Source organism: Bradyrhizobium sediminis (assembly GCF_018736085.1).
In the GTDB taxonomy this organism is placed as follows: domain Bacteria; phylum Pseudomonadota; class Alphaproteobacteria; order Rhizobiales; family Xanthobacteraceae; genus Bradyrhizobium; species Bradyrhizobium sediminis.
Genome location: NZ_CP076134.1, coordinates 4313865 through 4330499 on the forward strand (window position 1 = coordinate 4313865; position 16635 = coordinate 4330499).

The following is a 16635-nucleotide window of genomic DNA, read 5'->3' on the forward strand; positions in this document are numbered from 1 at the left end:
ACACCGGAGGCCGGCTCACATTGAGCCGGCCTTCGCTCGTGTCAGGCCGCCCTTACCGAACTGAGGAACTTGCCGACCTCGAGCTTGAGCCGGCTGGAATCGCCGGACAACGACTGCGCCGCGGAGAGGACCTGCGAGGACGCCGATCCGGTCTCGCCGGCGCCGCGCTGCACGTCGGTGATGTTGGAGCTGACCTGCATCGTACCTTGTGCCGCTTGCTGCACGTTGCGGGAGATCTCCTGCGTCGCCGCACCCTGCTCTTCCACCGCCGCCGCGATGGTCGATGAGATCTCGGACAGCCTTTCGATGGTGCCGCTGATTTCCTTGATGGCGTTCACCGACTCCTGCGTCGCGGCCTGGATCCCGGTGATCTGCTGGCCGATCTCGCCGGTCGCTTTCGCGGTCTGCTCAGCCAGCGCCTTGACCTCGGAGGCCACGACCGCGAACCCGCGGCCGGCCTCGCCGGCGCGGGCGGCCTCGATGGTGGCGTTCAGCGCCAGCAGGTTGGTCTGCCCGGCGATGGTGTTGATCAGTTCGACCACATCGCCGATGCGGCTTGCGGCCTTCGACAACTCGCTGACGCGATCGGTCGTGGTGCGCGCCTGATCAACGGCGTCGCCGGCCATCCGCGCCGAGTCTTGAACCTGACGGCTGATTTCGTTGACCGACGACGACATCTCCTCGGTCGCAGAAGCCACCGACTGCACATTGGTGGACGCTTCTTCGGAGGCCGCCGCGACCGCTGTTGCGAGTTCCTGCGACCGTTCCGCGGACGAGGTGAGCGTACCGGCGGAAGCTTCGAGTTCAGTTGCGGCAGAGGACACGGTCTCGATGATCGCACCGACGGCGCCTTCGAAATCGTCGGCCAGCCGGCTCATATCCGCTTTGCGCCGAATCGCCGAACGCGTTTCGGAATCTTTCAATTCTTCGCGGTCGAAGCGGATGATCGCCTGCAGCGTCTGCAGATTACGCAGCGCCACGCCGGCTTCATCATCGCGCTCGACCAATATGTTGCTGTCGAGTTTGCCTCGCGTGATGCTCCCCATGACATCATTGAGCCGTCCAAGCGGGCGGACGATGGCCCGGATGGTCTGCCTGCCGAGCAATCCACCCAGCAATAGACCCGTGATCAGGATGGCGGCCGCAACCCCGATTACGATGGCATATTGGCGCTCGGCGGCCTCGTATTCCGCCCTGGCTTCCTTGACCTGGATCGCAACCAGCTTATCCAGATCCTGCTTGGCCAGAGCGAACAACTCGCTCGCCTTGCCTGCCAGAAGCGTGCTCGCCTCGTCATATTTGCGATCGGCGAGCAGCGCAAGCGCCGGCCTGATGGCGCTCTCGACATAATTCTTGCGCTTCAGAGTGAAACTGTCGGCGGCGGCCTTCTCCTCCGGCGTAAGGTAGGTCGCCATATATTCGGTCCACATCTTGGAGATGACCTCGATGTTGGTGGCGACCTTGCCGGCGACATCGCCGATCGGCTTGCCGGCGCGGCCGTTGGTGACGGCGTCGTATTGCACGATGGTATTTTTTTCCATGCGATCGTTGATCTCGAACAGCTGCGCCAGCGGCATCGCGCGATCCTCGTAGATCGACTTCATCCGCGCATTGCTGTCCCGTGTCGCCAGAATGCCGGCCAGCCCGATGGTCAGCATGAAAAGTCCCAGGGTCGCAACCAGCGTGATCAGCCTTGCATTCAGTGAGCCGGTGAAGATTGCGAGGAAGTCCAGCGGCGAGCGGCGGCGGATGATGCCGGCATCGATCCTGTAGCCCTGCGCCTTGTTGGCACGCAGCAGCGCGTAGACATGCTCGGCTTCCTGGCGCTGCTCGGCGGGTAACCTGGTTCGGATGGACGTATAGCCGGTGATATGTCCATTCTCCAGGATCGGAGATGCGGTCGCCAGCACCCAATAGAAATCGCCATTCTTGCGGCGGTTCTTCACCGCGCCCACCCACGGCTTGCCGGCCTGGAGCGTGGCCCAGAGATTCTCGAATGCTTCAGGCGGCATGTCCGGATGGCGAACGATATTGTGAGGCTGCCCCATCAACTCCGCTTCGCTGAAGCCCGAGACTTCAACAAAGGCGTCGTTGCAATAGATCAGCCTTCCCTTGGTGTCCGTCTTCGAGACGATGAGGGTAGTATCGGTGATGGGAAATTCGACAGCTGTGACGGGAAGATTGCTGCGCATTGTCGTGCCCCTATTTCCGCAACCCGATTTTTGGATCTTCGGTAACTTTTTCATTGCTGAATTAATGGGCAATGAAGCAACGGACCAGTATGATTACGGAGCGCGCAATGGTTGCAACGAGATCGCGCTGACGCGCTCGCGAAGCGAACTGCCAGGCCCGCTTACTGCCGCCGTCAGGCCGCCCTGACCGAATTGAGGAACTTGCCGACCTCGAGCTTGAGCCGGCTGGAATCGCCGGACAACGACTGCGCGGCGGAGAGAACCTGCGAGGAGGCCGAGCCGGTCTCGCTGGCGCCGCGCTGCACGTCGGCGATGTTGGAGCTGACCTGTACCGTTCCCTGGGCAGCCTGCTGGACGTTGCGGGAAATCTCCTGCGTGGCCGCGCCCTGCTCCTCCACCGCCGCCGCGATGGTCGACGAGATCTCGGACAACCTTTCGATGGTGCCGCTGATTTCCTTGATGGCGTTTACCGACTCCTGCGTCGCGGACTGGATACCGCTGATCTGCAGGCCGATCTCGCCAGTCGCTTTCGCGGTCTGCTCGGCCAGCGCCTTGACCTCGGAGGCCACGACCGCGAATCCGCGGCCGGCCTCGCCGGCGCGGGCGGCCTCGATGGTGGCGTTCAGCGCCAGCAGGTTGGTCTGTCCGGCAATGGTGTTGATCAGCTCGACGACGTCGCCGATGCGGCTTGCGGCCTGCGACAATTCACTGACGCGATCGTTGGTCGTACGTGCCTGATCGACAGCCTCGCTGGCCATTCGCGCCGAGTCCTGAACCTGGCGGCTGATTTCGTTGACCGACGACGACATCTCTTCGGTCGCCGAAGCCACCGACTGCACATTGGTGGAAGCCTCTTCGGAGGCGGCCGCGACCACGGTCGCGAGTTCCTGCGACCGCTCCGCGGTCGTCGTCAGCGTATTGGCGGAGGCCTCCCGCTCGGTCGAAGCCGACGACACCGTCTCGACGATCTCACCCACCGCGCTCTCAAAGGAATCGGCGAGCTTGCGCATGTCCGCCTTGCGCAGTTCGGCAAGGGCCTGATCCTGCCTGACCTTGGCTTCGGCTTCGTCTCGCGCCTTTTGCTCGGCATTGTTGCGGATCACCGCGATGGTCTTGGCCATGTCGCCGATCTCGTCGCCGCGGTTTGCACCGGGGATGACCACATCGAGATGGCCTTCGGCCATCTCGTTCATCGCGCCGTTCAGCCGGGTCATCGGCCGCGCTATGCCGAAGAACGAAAAAGCGCTCGATCCGATCAGCATCACAATGATGGCGCAGCCGAACCCGAGCGCCACCTGACCGGCGCGCCGCATCTTTTCGCTGACATCCGTCGCACTTTCCGTCACCGCCTTCTGCGCGACCGCCACCGCGGAACTCAGTAGTTCGGCGACTGCATTGGCGGTCGGGATGGTTTGCTCCCGGCTGATCTTGTTCTTCAGGAGGTCGGCTTCGATGACTTCATCGGTCAGGGCGACAACCTGTCCCACCAGCGGGCTGAGCACACCGATCGCATCCTGCAGCGGCTTGTCCTCCGCCAGATCGCGCGCCTTCTTCAGCGACTGGGATGAAACGCCGGCCTTGCCGACGAGCTTGCCCTTCTGATCGGTTTCCCCGGTTGCAAAGAAGCGCCAGCCCCCGGCCTGGACGGCGTTCAGGGCGCCGTCGGCATCGCGCAGAAGGTTTTGAATCTCGGCGCGGTTCGAAGCCCCCGCCGAGGCCAGCGCCGCCAGCGATTTGCCGAGCGCGGCGTCCCACTGGTCGAAGACGGCAATTCGCTTTTGATTGAGTTCAAGAACCTTCAGCATCAACTTCGCCTGCTCGTCCGCCCCGACGGCGTAGGCCTCCGTTTTCGTCTTGATGTTGCCGAACAACTCCTTCGACTGGGGCTCGAGGGCGAGCGCGAGGGCGGTATCCAGCAGCTTCGCCTGGGCATCGCGCGCAATCCCAAACTGGCTCCTGCCTTTGGCGACGACTTCCGCCGTCCTTGCCAGGCGCACGCCACGCACGGCAAGCTGCATGTTTCGCATTTCCGATTCCGCCTTCAGCGCAATGGCGGAAATCTGCTGCTGCACCCCGGCGCGCCGATTGGCCTCGAACACCGAGGACTCGGTGGCGGTCTGATTCATCACCATGCCGATCGCCAGCAGGATTCCGGCAACGCCGGCGAGGCCCAATTTATTGCCAATGCGATTGAGGATCATTTTATCGAGCCTTGAATGACTTGAATGAATTTGCAGCCGGGGCGCGCCACGACGAATCGACTCCAGGAAGCGACCGGCGCCTCCACATCCGAGCCATAACTTTCGCGCTGCAAAATCCTGTTAATTTTGGGGCCCGTAAGATTACGGGTCACCGGCCAAAAATGCGCCAGCATTGGTCACTTCGCAGAATGCCCCGGCGGTTGAACTGAAATCAACTTCGCCAGTGACCGCCATCAGCCGAGCAATACTTTCCAGGCTCCATATTGGAGTTAACAGGAACTGAGTACGAATACGGGGAAATGCCCGAAATCGATCCGCGAAGCCATCACGCGGGCGCCCCGGTCTAGCAGATCGACTCCGCGACGAGGCGAACCCGGAACACAGGCTTTTTGGATTGGTCGAGCAAATCCATGCGCCATTCGGCGTGACTGCGGCGCGCCGACGGAATGGTCGCCCCCTCCAGCTTGTCAGTCGGGCGTGGGAAATGCGAGGCGCACCGGCGCCTGTGCCGCATCAGTCGGTCGAGCGGCGAAGTTCCGGCGCACTTTCCGGTTTCGCCGGTTCCGATCGCGCTTCGGATTTGACCGGCTCGAGCCTGGCGCTCTCGACCTTCGGTGTCTCGACGCTCGCCGTGATGTCGTTCCGCGATGCGTCCGCCGAGCGGGAGCGTGCCGGCGCATGCAGCGAACGCGGCCGGGCCACCGCGCGCGCCATCAGCATCTGCGCCGCGCCCTGATGGCGGAAATCGCAATAGGCGAAAGCCATGCCCGAGACCGAGCCGCGGAAGCTGCGCTCGTCCTTCTTGTCGAGATTGAAACAGGGCTGGAACGGAATGCCCTTGATCGACGCGCATACGGCCTGGCCGCGGACTTGCAGCGTATTGCCGGGCAGCCGCATGTGGCGCACCGGACCCGAACCACTGAATTGCACGGCGCCGGCGGCGCCCATGTCATCGAGCACCCGGCCCGCGCCACGAGTACCGTCGAAACAGGTAAATGCGAAAACCTTGCCGATTACGAACCTGCGCGCCTCATCGGCGTTCATCTGCCCGGCCAGGGCGGGCGCGATCACCGCACCGGCCGCGACGACCCCCAACACGTAACGCGCAACCATGCTGCAACTCCGAACTTTACCGAGCGCGGGTAACCGCCTGAGGTCTCTTTACCCGCTGCTTACCATACTAACCGTGGCAACATTGGAGCAGCTTGGTTGGTAAAGTCTGAACGCCGTTAGAGAATTTTTACCACGATTCGCCCTCGAACCTGGCCGGCGAGGATCTTGGCGCCGGCGCCGATGACCTCGTCCAGGCCAATTTCGTGAGTGATTTCAGTAAGTTTTCCAGGAACAAGATCGCTCGCGAGGCGATTCCAGGCGGTCTTTCTGAGCTCGATCGGGCACATCACGGAATCGATGCCGAGAAGGCACACTCCGCGCAAAATAAACGGCGCCACCGAGGACGGCAGGTCCATGCCGGCGGCGAGGCCGCAGGCGGCGATGGCGCCCCGGTATTTCGTCATGGAAAGAACGTTGGCCAGCGTGGTGGAACCGACGCTGTCGACCCCGCCTGCCCAACGCTCCTTCGCCAGCGGCTTGGCCGGGCCCGACAGTTCGGCGCGATCGATCACCTCGGCCGCGCCCAACCCTTTCAGATAGTCCGCCTCCGTCATGCGGCCGGTCGAAGCGATGACGTGATAGCCGAGTTTCGAGAGCACGGCCGTGGCGACCGATCCGACGCCGCCGGCGGCGCCGGTGACCACGACCGGACCGTCCTTCGGGGTGAGGCCGTACTTCTCCAGCGCCAGCACCGACAGCATCGCGGTCAAACCGGCGGTGCCGATCGCCATCGCGTCGCGTGCTGACATGGTCCCGGGCAGGCTCACCAGCCAGTCACCCTTGACGCGGGCCTTTTCGGCATAGGCGCCGAGATGGGTCTCGCCCATGCCCCAGCCGGTGCAGATCACCTTGTCGCCGGCCTTCCAGGCCGGATGCGACGACTGCTCGACGGTGCCCGCAAAGTCGATGCCGGCGATCATCGGGAAACGCCGCACCACCGGCGCCTTGCCGGTGACGGCCAGGCCGTCCTTGTAGTTGAGCGCGGAATATTCGACCCGCACCGTGACGTCGCCCTCCATCAATTCGGCTTCATCGAATTGCGTGAGCGCGGCGGTGGTGCCCTTTTCCGCCTTGTCGATCCTGATCGCCCTGAACGTTCCCAACGTAAACTCCCGATTTTTTCAGCCCGAGATGTTTACCGGATCAGGCCGGTTGCGCAACCGGGCGCGCCACCGGCGCCTCGACGATCGGCAGGTTGATCAGCGCCGACAGCACGCCGAACAGCACCGAAAGCCACCAGATCGGGGTGTAGGACCCGAACTGCTCGAACACGATGCCGCCGAGCCAGACGCCAAGGAAGCCGCCGACCTGATGGCTGACGAAGGCAAAGCCGTACAGCGTCGCAAACCAGCGGGTGCCGAACATCAGGGCCACCAGCGCCGACGTCGGCGGCACCGTCGAGAGCCAGGTCAGGCCGCTGATCGCGCCGAATGCGATTGCAGAGAATGTGGTGATCGGGAATGAGATGAACGCGATAATCGACAGCGCACGCGTGAAATAGATCGCCGACAGGATATGGCGCTTCGGAAAGACATTCTGCAGCCAGCCGACACTCAGCGAACCGATAATATTGAACAGGCCGATGGCGGCGATCACCCAGCCGCCGGTTTGCGCCGATACGCCGCGATCCGACAGAAAGGCCGGCAGATGCACGGTGATGAAGGCGAGCTGAAAGCCGCAGGTGAAGAAGCCCAGCACCAGCAGCACATAGGAGCGATGGCCGAATGCTTCCGCCAGCGCCGTCTTGAACGACTGCTGGTCCGCCGCAGGCACATCGGCCGCTGCCGCGGGCGGCGTCGCCAGCGCGAGCGAAAGCGGGATGATCAGCAGCATCAGTCCCGCGAAGACGGTCAGCGCCGCCTGCCAGCCGAAATTGTCGATCAACGCCACGCCGAACGGCGCGAACAGAAACTGCCCGAACGACCCGGCGGCGGTTCCGGCGCCCAGCGCTATTCCCCGCTTCTCGGGCGGCAAGAGCTTGCTGAACGCCGAGAGCACGAGGTTGAACGAACAGCCGGAAAGCCCGAAACCGATCAGCACGCCGGCGCCGATATCCAGCGAAAGGGGCGTCGCGGCATAGCGCATCATCAACAGGCCGCCGGCGTAAAGCAGCGCGCCGACGCACATCACGCGCAGCACGCCGAACCGGTCGGCGATCGCGCCGGCGATCGGCTGGCCCAGCCCCCACAACAGATTTTGCACGGCAAGCGCGAGCCCGAAGACGTCACGGCCCCAAGAAAACTCCCGGCCCATCGGCTGGACGAAGAAGCCGAGGCTTGACCGGGGCCCAAAGCTCAGCAGCGCGATCGCGCAGCCGCAGACGATGATTACCAGGGGGGTACGCCAGTTGCCGATGGCGGGGGCCGGACGGAGTTCGCTTGCAGCAATCGACATGCAATCCCTCAAGGTTGGTGCAACCGGAAGGTCCGGCGAGCACGTTGCACGGAGTTAATGCATTCGCATGGAAACCCCAATCGGCAACCGGAAAAAAGCACGCTCTGCATTGCAGCCTTGCAATTCATGGCGGACGGAAGCGACGAATTGGCGTCCGAGCGTCTGGCGGAGCGCCCGGAGGGATGTTATAGTTGATTTGCTCGTAATGAGGATAAGTAGATCATCACGGGTCGGGCCACTGCTCTGCTGCGGGTTGGTCCGGATCACAGGTCACGCAGCTCTTCAAAAACGCCGGCCTTCGAGGCCGGATTTCTCAGAACCCAAATATGCTCATAATGAGTATATTTAGACTTCGAAGGGAGGCTCACATGCCGATCGCTGGAATCTATGGTCCCGCCGACTTCGGAAACCCCGTTCACGGCCATCCCCCCGTTCCGGCGCAGAGCATCAGCCCCGCCGATCGCGCGCGTGCGCTGCCGACGCCATCGCTGGAGTGGACGCCCGAGGTCGAGCGCGCCACCGCGCACCTCTATGACCGGGTCAGGAACGTGATCTCGCCGGTCGAGTGGCCGTTCATGGCCCCCTACGTCAAGGCGATCAACGAGCTGAAGAAGACGCGAGGCGCGGTGATCCTGGCACATAACTACCAGACGCCGGAGATCTTCCATTGCGTCGCCGACATCGGCGGCGATTCGCTGCAGCTTGCGATTGAAGCCACCAAGGTGAAGGCCGACATCATCGTGCAATGCGGCGTGCACTTCATGGCGGAGACCTCGAAGATCCTGAACCCGCACAAGACGGTGCTGATCCCGGATTCGCGCGCCGGCTGCTCGCTGGCCTCCAGCATCACCGGCGCCGACGTGCGGCTGTTGCGCGAGCGCTTTCCCGGCGTGCCTGTGGTCGCTTATGTCAACACATCGGCCGACGTGAAGGCGGAGGTCGATATCTGCTGCACTTCGTCAAACGCGGTCGAGGTGGTGGAAAGCCTCAATGCGCCGACCGTGATCTTTGTGCCGGACCAGTATCTGGCGAAGTACGTGGCGTCGAAAACCAGCGTGAAGATCATCGCCTGGAAGGGCGCCTGTGAAGTGCACGAACGCTTTACCGGCGACGAACTGCGCGCCTATCGCGAGGCCGATCCTTCGGTGCAGATCATCGCGCATCCGGAATGCCCGCCCGACGTGCTGGCCGAGGCCGATTTCACCGGCTCGACCGCGCACATGATCAACTGGGTCCGCAGCAAGCATCCGAGGCGCGTGGTGATGATCACCGAATGCTCGATGGCCGACAACGTCCAGGCCGAGCTGCCCGACGTCGAAATGGTGCGGCCGTGCAATCTGTGCCCGCACATGAAGCGGATCACACTGCCCAGGATTCTGGACAGCCTGATCTACCTGCGCGAGGAGGTCACGGTAGATCCCCTGATCGCCGAAAAGGCGCGGCGTTCGGTCGAGCGGATGATCAATCTGAAGAATTGAGTTCAACGGGAGCCGTCGTCCCCGCTTTCGCGGGCACGACGACTGGCGAGAAACTGATATGAGTGATCAAGTTCAAGATCTCACCCGCACCACCGACGATGTCGTCATCGTTGGCGGCGGCCTCGCCGGGCTGTTCTGCGCACTGAAACTGGCGCCGCGTCCGGTCACCGTGATTTCCGCGGCACCGCTCGGCCAGGGCGCCTCGACGGCGTGGGCGCAAGGCGGCATCGCCGCCGCGGTCGCGGAAGGCGACAGCGCGGAAGCGCATGCCGCCGACACCGTCGCCGTCGGCGCCGGCCTGGTCGATGAGGCAATAGCGCTGGGACTGGCGCGCGAAGCCGGCGCGCGCATCCATGACCTCCTGCATTACGGGGTTCCCTTCGACCGCGACCTCGAAGGCCGGCTCGCGGTCGGCCGCGAGGCCGCGCATTCCGCGCGGCGCATCGTGCATGTGCGCGGCGACATGGCCGGCAAGGCCATCATCTCGGCCCTGATCGAAGCCGTGCGCCACATGCCCTCGATCCGGGTGATCGAAGGTACCGTCGCCCAAGCGCTCCTGACCGGTGACGGCGCGGTCACCGGACTGCAGCTGCGTCCAGTCGGCGATGCCCTTGCAAGACCTGTGACGATTACATCCCGCGCGGTGGTGCTGGCGACCGGCGGCATCGGGCATCTCTATGCCGTGACCACCAACCCGGCGGAGGCCAGCGGGCTTGGCCTCGCCATCGCCGCGCGCGCCGGCGCCGTAATCGCCGACCCCGAATTCGTGCAGTTTCACCCGACCGCGATCATGGCCGGCCGCGATCCCGCGCCGCTGGCAACCGAGGCGCTGCGCGGCGAAGGCGCGAGGCTGATCAACGGCAATGGCGAACGTTTCATGCAGGCGCTGCATCCGCTGGCAGAACTGGCGCCGCGAGATATCGTGGCGCGCGGCGTATTCGCGGAAATCACGGCGGGCCGTGGCGCGTTCCTCGACGCGACCAGGGCGCTCGGCGCGCATTTCGCCGAGAAATTTCCGACCGTCCATGCCAGCTGCCGCGCCGCCGGGATCGATCCGGCGACGCAGCCGATACCGGTCGCACCCGCCGCGCATTACCACATGGGCGGCATCGCAGTGGATACGCATGGCCGCACCTCGATCGCGGGCCTGTGGGCCGGCGGCGAGGTGTCATCCACCGGCGCGCACGGCGCCAACCGGCTGGCGTCGAACTCGCTGCTCGAAGCGGTCGTCTATGCCGCACGAATCGCGGAGGATATTGCCGGCAGCGCAATTCCCGCGCCTGCTCGACCGTCCGCGACGTCTATCAGCCAGCACAACGGCGCGATGCCGCCGGGGGCGGAGGCAAATCTCAGGACGATGATGGCCTCGCATATCGGCGTGATCCGCGATGGCGATCGCCTGGCGGAAGCCGTGCGGTCGTTCGCGGCGATCGAGCGCGACACCGGCAACATCGTGCTGCGCAACATGGCCACGACGGCGCTGCTGGTCGCAACCTCGGCCTGGACGCGGCGCGAAAGCCGCGGTGCGCATTACCGCTCCGATCATCCGGCCGAGAAGCCGGCGCTGGCCCGCCGCACCATGACGACCCTTGCCGCGGCACGAGAGGTCGCAGCGTCACTCGCCGAACGTTCCGCGTTACGGACCCCGCAGCCGATGACCGCCTGACCGAAAGCACGCGCCATGACAACTCCAGCCTCGCTCCTGCACCCGGACGCCTTCCTGTCGCCGCTCGCCATTGGCGAAGCGGCGCAGCGCGCGCTCGATGAGGATCTCGGCCGCGCCGGCGACATCACCTCGATCGCCACCATTCCGGAAATGACGCCGGCCCGCGCCGTCCTGATCGCGCGACAGGCCGGCGTGATCGCGGGACTGCCGCTGGCGGTGGCGACGTTCCGAAAACTGTCGCCGGATCTCCACATCCAGCCGCATTGTCGCGATGGCGCCACCGTTGCGTCAGGCGAGCATGTACTGACGATCTCGGGCTCGGCGCGCGCGGTGCTGGCGGGCGAGCGTACTGCGTTGAACTTCGTCGGCCGGCTATCCGGCATTGCTACCCTCACCGCCGATTATGTCCGCCATACCGCCGGCACCAGGATGCGGATCTGCTGCACCCGCAAGACCACGCCGGGGCTGCGCGCGCTGGAGAAATATGCGGTGCGCTGCGGCGGCGGCTTCAACCATCGCTTCGGGCTCGACGATGCGATCCTGATCAAGGACAACCACATCGCGGTCGCCGGCGGCGTGCGGCCGGTGCTGGAACGCGCGCGGGCCCATGTCGGACATCTGGTCAAGGTCGAGATCGAGGTCGATACGCTGGCGCAACTGCGCGAGGTGCTCGACACCGACCTCGCCGACGTCGTGCTATTGGACAACATGGATATCGCCACGCTGACCGAAGCAGTGACGCTCGCAAAGGGCCGCGTCGTGCTGGAGGCGTCCGGCGGCGTCACCTGGGATTCGATTGCGAAGATCGCTGCGACCGGCGTCGACTACGCCTCGGCCGGCGCGCTGACGCATTCGGCGCCGAATTTCGACGTCGCGCTCGACATCGATGCGTGAATAATGGCTAGCGCTTCGCGCTGGCCTGCTCGGCCGAGCTTTGCGCGGCTTCGGCGAGCTTTGCGGAGATTTCCGCGGTCTGAGCGGTCGAACCCCAGCTCGGCGCCTCGCTGCCGTCGCCCCAGGCCCGCGGCCGGTAGAAGGTATGCACGCCGAACTTGTACAGTTTCTTCATCTCGTTGACCCATGACGGGCGCACCCAATAGGCGTGGTAGTGCGTCGACTTGGCGACTTCAGGCAGCCAGAGTTGACCGTCGAGCATCGCCTTGGCGATTTTCTTGGCGCGGTCCCACATGTCGGGCTCGCGCACCACGTCGGCATTGTTGTCGCAGGCGAAGGTGAACTGACAGGCCAGATGCCGGTGCTTGTTCTGGTAGACCACCCCGCACACGGTATCCGGATATTTGCCGGAGAAGGTGCGGTTCATCACCACTTGCGCCACGGCGATCTGGCCGCGCACGGCCTCGCCGCGCGCCTCGAAGTAAACCGCTTCGGCGAGGCATTTTTCCGATTTGGCGCGCGACTTCTCGTCGAACAGGCCGAGCCGCTCGGCCGGGGTCTTGGCGCGCTGGTTGTCGGAATTGACCTCGCCCTTGGGCGCGACGCTCTCGCCGCTCTCGACCGCCTTCGACGGCTCGTCCGCCACCGTCGGCAGCGACGCCATCACCTTCATGTCCGGATCCGGCAGGGCGCCGGGCATCACGATCATCGGTTCCTCGCCGGGCTGCCAGCGCTCGATGCTCTCGGGTGATCCTAGCGACGAACTGCCAAAGAACAGGCTGGAGGTCTTGAACGAGAAAGTGTCGCGCATCGGCGCGGGCACGACGGCGGCAACAGTGCTGGACGGACCCTTCATGTCGTCGAGCGGCTGGGCTTCGAGCGACAGCGCAACATCGTATTGCGGCAGCGGCGGAGCGCTCAGGGCTTCCGCCAGTTCCGGATCGAGCTTCGCCGGTGCCTCGGCCGGAACGGCGTCGGCGGTCTTGGCGCCCATCACGGATGCATTCGAGGTCGACGGATCTTCGTTGGACGGCGCGGCCTCGGCGGGTGCGGGGGCAACGGGCTCGGGCGTGACGGTGACGAGGCGGTCGCCCTTCAGGGTACGGTCGACCCTGGGAAAATCGGAGGCATGATAGCGCGGCGGCGCCACTGCAAGCGGATTGCGCGTCACTGAGCCGGTGATGTCGATGCCCTGGTTGTTGAGACTGGCCAGCCGGTAGGTCGGCGCACGCGGCGCCGAGGTCCCGATCGGACGACCGAAGCTGTAGGTGGCGACCTGGATATTGCTGGCGGCGGAGAAGACGCGCTTCTGCCAGCGCTCGGCGACGCCCGGCTGCCGGGCCAGCAGTGACGCGATGTCCTGATATCCGATTTCATTCGGCAACAATGCGAAGATGCACAGGCCGATTCCGAAGGACGCGAACCGCGCGCCCTTCGGCCGGTTACGCATTACTAACATCGACTACGCTCACGCAACGCTTACACCGATCGAACTTCAGTACATCCGTGCAATTCGATCTTTTTTGGTGGTATCTAATTTAGGTTGCGAGGGAGTTAACCGGCGTTGCAGGCGCGATACATGCAAGAAATCGCTGCGGTTTGTGCAATGACATCGAAAACCTTGGTAAACAGCCGCTCGAACAAAGTGGTAAATATCGCGTCAACGAAAATGGTGAAGAAGGCAGGCATGCAAAACTGCTTCCGCGAGAAAATGGCCAGGAAAATCCCGGCCATTTCCGTCTCAATGGCTGTTGTTGCGTATCACGCCTGGCTGGCGGCAACCTTGCCCAGCGCGGCCTGTGCGGCGGCGAGCCGCGCGATCGGCACGCGGTAGGGCGAGCAGGAAACGTAGTTCAGCCCGATCTCGTGGCAGAACGCGACCGAAGCGGGATCGCCGCCGTGCTCGCCGCAGATGCCGACCTTGATATTCGGGCGGGTCTTGCGGCCGCGCGCCACGCCGATCTTGATCAGTTCGCCGACGCCGGCGCGATCGACCGAGATGAACGGATCGATCTCGAGGATTCCCTTGGCGATGTAGGTGCCGAGAAAGCCCGCGGCGTCGTCGCGGCTGATGCCGTAGGTGGTCTGCGTCAGGTCGTTGGTGCCGAACGAGAAGAACTCCGCGGTCTGCGCGATGTCGCCAGCCATCAGGCAGGCGCGCGGCAGTTCGATCATGGTGCCGACCTGGTAGGCGAGCTTCTTGCCGGTTTCCTTCATCACCGACTGCGCGGTGACGTCGATCCGCGACTTGACCAGGTCGAACTCGGCCTTGGTGGCGATCAAGGGCACCATCACCTCGAGGCCGACCGCCTTGCCGGTGCGCTTTTCCGCCTCGACCGCGGCCTCGAAAATGGCTCGCGCCTGCATCTCGGCGATCTCTGGATAGGCGATGGCAAGCCGGCAGCCGCGGAAGCCGAGCATCGGATTGAATTCGGCGAGATCGCGGGCGCGATCGGCCAGCCGCCGCGGATCGGTGTTCATCGCGCGTGCGACTTCCTCGATCTCGGCCTGGGTATGCGGCAGGAATTCATGCAGCGGCGGATCGAGCAGCCGAATCGTCACCGGCAGGCCCTTCATGATCTCGAACAGTTCGACGAAATCCGCCCGCTGCATCGGCAAGAGCTTGGACAGCGCAGCACGGCGGGTCTGCTCGTCCTCGGCGAGAATCATCTCGCGCACAGTGCGGATCCGGGTTTCCTCGAAGAACATGTGCTCGGTGCGGCAAAGACCGATGCCTTCGGCGCCGAACTTGATCGCGGTGCGCGCGTCGTCCGGCGTGTCGCCGTTGACGCGAACGCCGAGCTTGCGGACCTGGTCGGCCCAGCCCATCAGCGTGCCGAACTCGCCGGAGAGTTTCGGCTCGATCATCGGCATCCGCCCGGCCAGCACCTGGCCCAGCGATCCGTCGATGGTGATGACGTCGCCGGTCTTGAAGGTGCGCGAGCCGATGCTCATGGTGCCGCGGCCATAATCGACGCGGATCGAGCCGCAGCCGGAGACGCAGGGCTTGCCCATGCCGCGCGCGACCACCGCGGCGTGCGAGGTCATGCCGCCACGGGTGGTGAGAATGCCTTCGGCCGCGTGCATGCCGTGAATGTCTTCCGGGCTGGTCTCGACCCGCACCAGAATGACCTTGTGGCCGTCGGCCTGCAGCTTGGCGGCTTCGTCGGAGGAGAACACGATCTCGCCGGCGGCGGCACCCGGAGAAGCCGGCAGGCCGGTGGCGATGACGTCGCGCTTGGCGGCGGGATCGATGGTCGGATGCAGCAACTGGTCGAGCGAGGCCGGATCGATCCGCGTCACCGCTTCCTTCCTGGAGATCAGTCCCTCATTGGCGAGCTCGACGGCGATACGCAGCGCCGCCTTGGCGGTGCGCTTGCCGCCGCGGGTCTGCAACATCCACAGCTTGCCCTGCTCGACCGTGAACTCCATGTCCTGCATGTCGCGGTAGTGCTTTTCCAAGAGCGTGTAGATCCGCGTCAGTTCCTTGAACGCTGCCGGCATCGCGGTTTCCATCGATGCCTTGTCGGAGCCGGACTCCTTGCGCGCATATTCGGTGATGTCCTGCGGCGTGCGAATGCCCGCCACCACGTCCTCGCCCTGGGCGTTGATCAGGAACTCGCCGTACAGCTTGCTCTCGCCGGTCGAGGGATTGCGCGTGAACGCAACGCCGGTCGCCGAGGTCTCGCCCATGTTGCCGAACACCATCGCCTGCACGTTGACCGCGGTGCCCCAGGATTCCGGAATGTCGTGCAGCCGGCGGTAGGTCACCGCGCGCGCATTCATCCAGGACGAAAACACCGCGCCGATCGCGCCCCATAACTGGTCGTGCGGATCCTGCGGGAAATCCTTGCCGGTTTCGCGCGCCACCGCGTCCTTGTAGCGGCCGACCAGATCGACCCAGTCGTCGCCGGTGAGATCGGTGTCGAGCGCGTAGCCCTGGCTGTCCTTGAAGGTATCGAGGATATCCTCGAAGTGATGATGCTCGAAGCCGAGCACAACGTCGGAATACATGGTGATGAAGCGGCGGTAGCTGTCATAGGCGAAGCGGCGATCGCCCGACAGTTCGGCCAGCGCTTCCACCGTCTTGTCGTTGAGACCGAGATTGAGCACGGTATCCATCATGCCCGGCATCGAGGCGCGGCCGCCGGATCGCACCGACACCAGCAGCGGATTCTTCGAATCGCCGAACGCCTTGCCGGTCAGCTTGCCGACATAATCGAGCGCCTTTTCGACCTGCGCCTTCAATTCCTTCGGATAGGATTTGTCGTGCGCGTAGAAATAGGTGCAGACCGAGGTCGGAATGGTGAAGCCGGGAGGCACCGGCAGGCCCAGATTGGCCATCTCGGCGAGGTTGGCGCCCTTGCCGCCGAGCAGATCGCGCAGACCCGCTTTGCCCTCCGCCTTGCCGTCGCCAAAGGTGAACACCCATTTGCCGGCCTTCGGCGCGGATGCCGCGGGCCTGCTTACCGCCGCCTTCCTGGCGGCTTTCGGCGCCGGCTTGACCGGGCTCTTCTTCAGCGCCTTGCGGGCGCGGGCCGGCGGCGCGGCCTTGGCCCGGGTGGGCATGGATGGCTTTGATTTTGCTACGGTTTTCTTGAGCTTCGATGCGGCTTTGGCCATGACTGCAAATAATCCGCGAGAGGAATGGGAGTTGCGCGCCTTACACCACTTTGGGCCGTCCCGCGCAAGCCGCG

12 protein-coding genes are annotated in these 16635 nt (G+C 64.4%); 3 read left to right on the top strand and 9 right to left on the bottom strand.

Annotated elements, in window-relative coordinates; all coding sequences use genetic code 11:
* Positions 1–41: 41 nt before the first annotated feature.
* The 6 genes from KMZ29_RS20725 to KMZ29_RS20750 all read right to left on the bottom strand — a co-directional run bounded on the left by KMZ29_RS20725 (position 42) and on the right by KMZ29_RS20750 (position 7900).
* On the bottom strand, positions 42–2192 hold the full coding sequence (locus tag KMZ29_RS20725; protein ID WP_215624351.1) for a methyl-accepting chemotaxis protein: 2151 nt from the start codon (positions 2190–2192) through the stop codon (positions 42–44).
* Positions 2193–2365: 173 nt separating this feature from the next.
* Positions 2366–4393 (bottom strand): methyl-accepting chemotaxis protein, encoded by a 2028-nt coding sequence (locus tag KMZ29_RS20730; protein WP_215620965.1) that lies wholly within the window; start codon positions 4391–4393, stop codon positions 2366–2368.
* A complete protein-coding gene (locus tag KMZ29_RS20735; protein WP_215620966.1) occupies positions 4390–4566 on the bottom strand; it encodes a hypothetical protein in 177 nt (58 codons plus the stop codon). Before KMZ29_RS20735 ends, KMZ29_RS20730 begins: the two co-directional genes overlap by 4 nt.
* A gap of 340 nt (positions 4567–4906) precedes the next feature.
* Positions 4907–5506: a hypothetical protein gene (locus tag KMZ29_RS20740; RefSeq protein ID WP_215620967.1), complete on the bottom strand. Its 600-nt coding sequence runs from the start codon at positions 5504–5506 to the stop codon at positions 4907–4909.
* A 116-nt stretch (positions 5507–5622) separates the two neighbouring features.
* A complete protein-coding gene (gene acuI, locus KMZ29_RS20745) occupies positions 5623–6609 on the bottom strand; it encodes an acrylyl-CoA reductase (NADPH) (protein ID WP_215620968.1) in 987 nt (328 codons plus the stop codon).
* A gap of 40 nt (positions 6610–6649) precedes the next feature.
* Positions 6650–7900: an MFS transporter gene (locus tag KMZ29_RS20750; protein ID WP_215620969.1), complete on the bottom strand. Its 1251-nt coding sequence runs from the start codon at positions 7898–7900 to the stop codon at positions 6650–6652.
* Between the two features lie 368 nt (positions 7901–8268).
* Between KMZ29_RS20750 and nadA the strand changes: the two genes are divergently transcribed.
* The 3 genes from nadA to nadC are packed head-to-tail and all read left to right on the top strand — an operon-like array spanning position 8269 to position 11938.
* Positions 8269–9378, top strand: a complete 1110-nt coding sequence (gene nadA / locus KMZ29_RS20755; protein WP_215620970.1) for a quinolinate synthase NadA — start codon at positions 8269–8271, stop codon at positions 9376–9378.
* Between the two features lie 58 nt (positions 9379–9436).
* A complete protein-coding gene (locus KMZ29_RS20760; RefSeq protein WP_215620971.1) occupies positions 9437–11044 on the top strand; it encodes an L-aspartate oxidase in 1608 nt (535 codons plus the stop codon).
* Positions 11045–11059: 15 nt separating this feature from the next.
* Entirely contained in the window at positions 11060–11938 is an 879-nt protein-coding gene (nadC, locus tag KMZ29_RS20765; RefSeq protein WP_215620972.1) for a carboxylating nicotinate-nucleotide diphosphorylase, read from the top strand.
* 7 nt (positions 11939–11945) lie between these two features.
* Here the strand turns inward: nadC and KMZ29_RS20770 are convergent, their stop codons facing one another.
* The 3 genes from KMZ29_RS20770 to ppdK all read right to left on the bottom strand — a co-directional run bounded on the left by KMZ29_RS20770 (position 11946) and on the right by ppdK (position 16561).
* Positions 11946–13397 carry a cell wall hydrolase gene (locus KMZ29_RS20770; protein WP_215620973.1) on the bottom strand — a complete coding sequence of 484 codons (1452 nt, stop codon included), beginning with the start codon at positions 13395–13397 and terminating at the stop codon, positions 11946–11948.
* Positions 13398–13492: 95 nt separating this feature from the next.
* Complete coding sequence (locus KMZ29_RS20775) at positions 13493–13672, bottom strand: hypothetical protein (RefSeq protein ID WP_215620974.1); 180 nt, start codon at positions 13670–13672, stop codon at positions 13493–13495.
* A 27-nt stretch (positions 13673–13699) separates the two neighbouring features.
* Positions 13700–16561, bottom strand: coding sequence for a pyruvate, phosphate dikinase (gene ppdK / locus KMZ29_RS20780; RefSeq protein WP_215620975.1), 2862 nt, complete (start codon positions 16559–16561; stop codon positions 13700–13702).
* Positions 16562–16635: the final 74 nt, after the last annotated feature.

Coding starts and splice junctions, on each gene's coding strand:
- KMZ29_RS20730 (WP_215620965.1), bottom strand. CDS start 4,393: ATGATCCTCAATCGCATTGGCAATAAATTGGGCCTCGCCGGCGTTGCC.
- KMZ29_RS20740 (WP_215620967.1), bottom strand. CDS start 5,506: ATGGTTGCGCGTTACGTGTTGGGGGTCGTCGCGGCCGGTGCGGTGATC.
- nadC (WP_215620972.1), top strand. CDS start 11,060: ATGACAACTCCAGCCTCGCTCCTGCACCCGGACGCCTTCCTGTCGCCG.
- KMZ29_RS20735 (WP_215620966.1), bottom strand. CDS start 4,566: ATGCTGGCGCATTTTTGGCCGGTGACCCGTAATCTTACGGGCCCCAAA.
- ppdK (WP_215620975.1), bottom strand. CDS start 16,561: ATGGCCAAAGCCGCATCGAAGCTCAAGAAAACCGTAGCAAAATCAAAG.
- KMZ29_RS20760 (WP_215620971.1), top strand. CDS start 9,437: ATGAGTGATCAAGTTCAAGATCTCACCCGCACCACCGACGATGTCGTC.
- KMZ29_RS20775 (WP_215620974.1), bottom strand. CDS start 13,672: ATGGCCGGGATTTTCCTGGCCATTTTCTCGCGGAAGCAGTTTTGCATG.
- KMZ29_RS20770 (WP_215620973.1), bottom strand. CDS start 13,397: ATGTTAGTAATGCGTAACCGGCCGAAGGGCGCGCGGTTCGCGTCCTTC.
- nadA (WP_215620970.1), top strand. CDS start 8,269: ATGCCGATCGCTGGAATCTATGGTCCCGCCGACTTCGGAAACCCCGTT.
- KMZ29_RS20750 (WP_215620969.1), bottom strand. CDS start 7,900: ATGTCGATTGCTGCAAGCGAACTCCGTCCGGCCCCCGCCATCGGCAAC.
- KMZ29_RS20725 (WP_215624351.1), bottom strand. CDS start 2,192: ATGCGCAGCAATCTTCCCGTCACAGCTGTCGAATTTCCCATCACCGAT.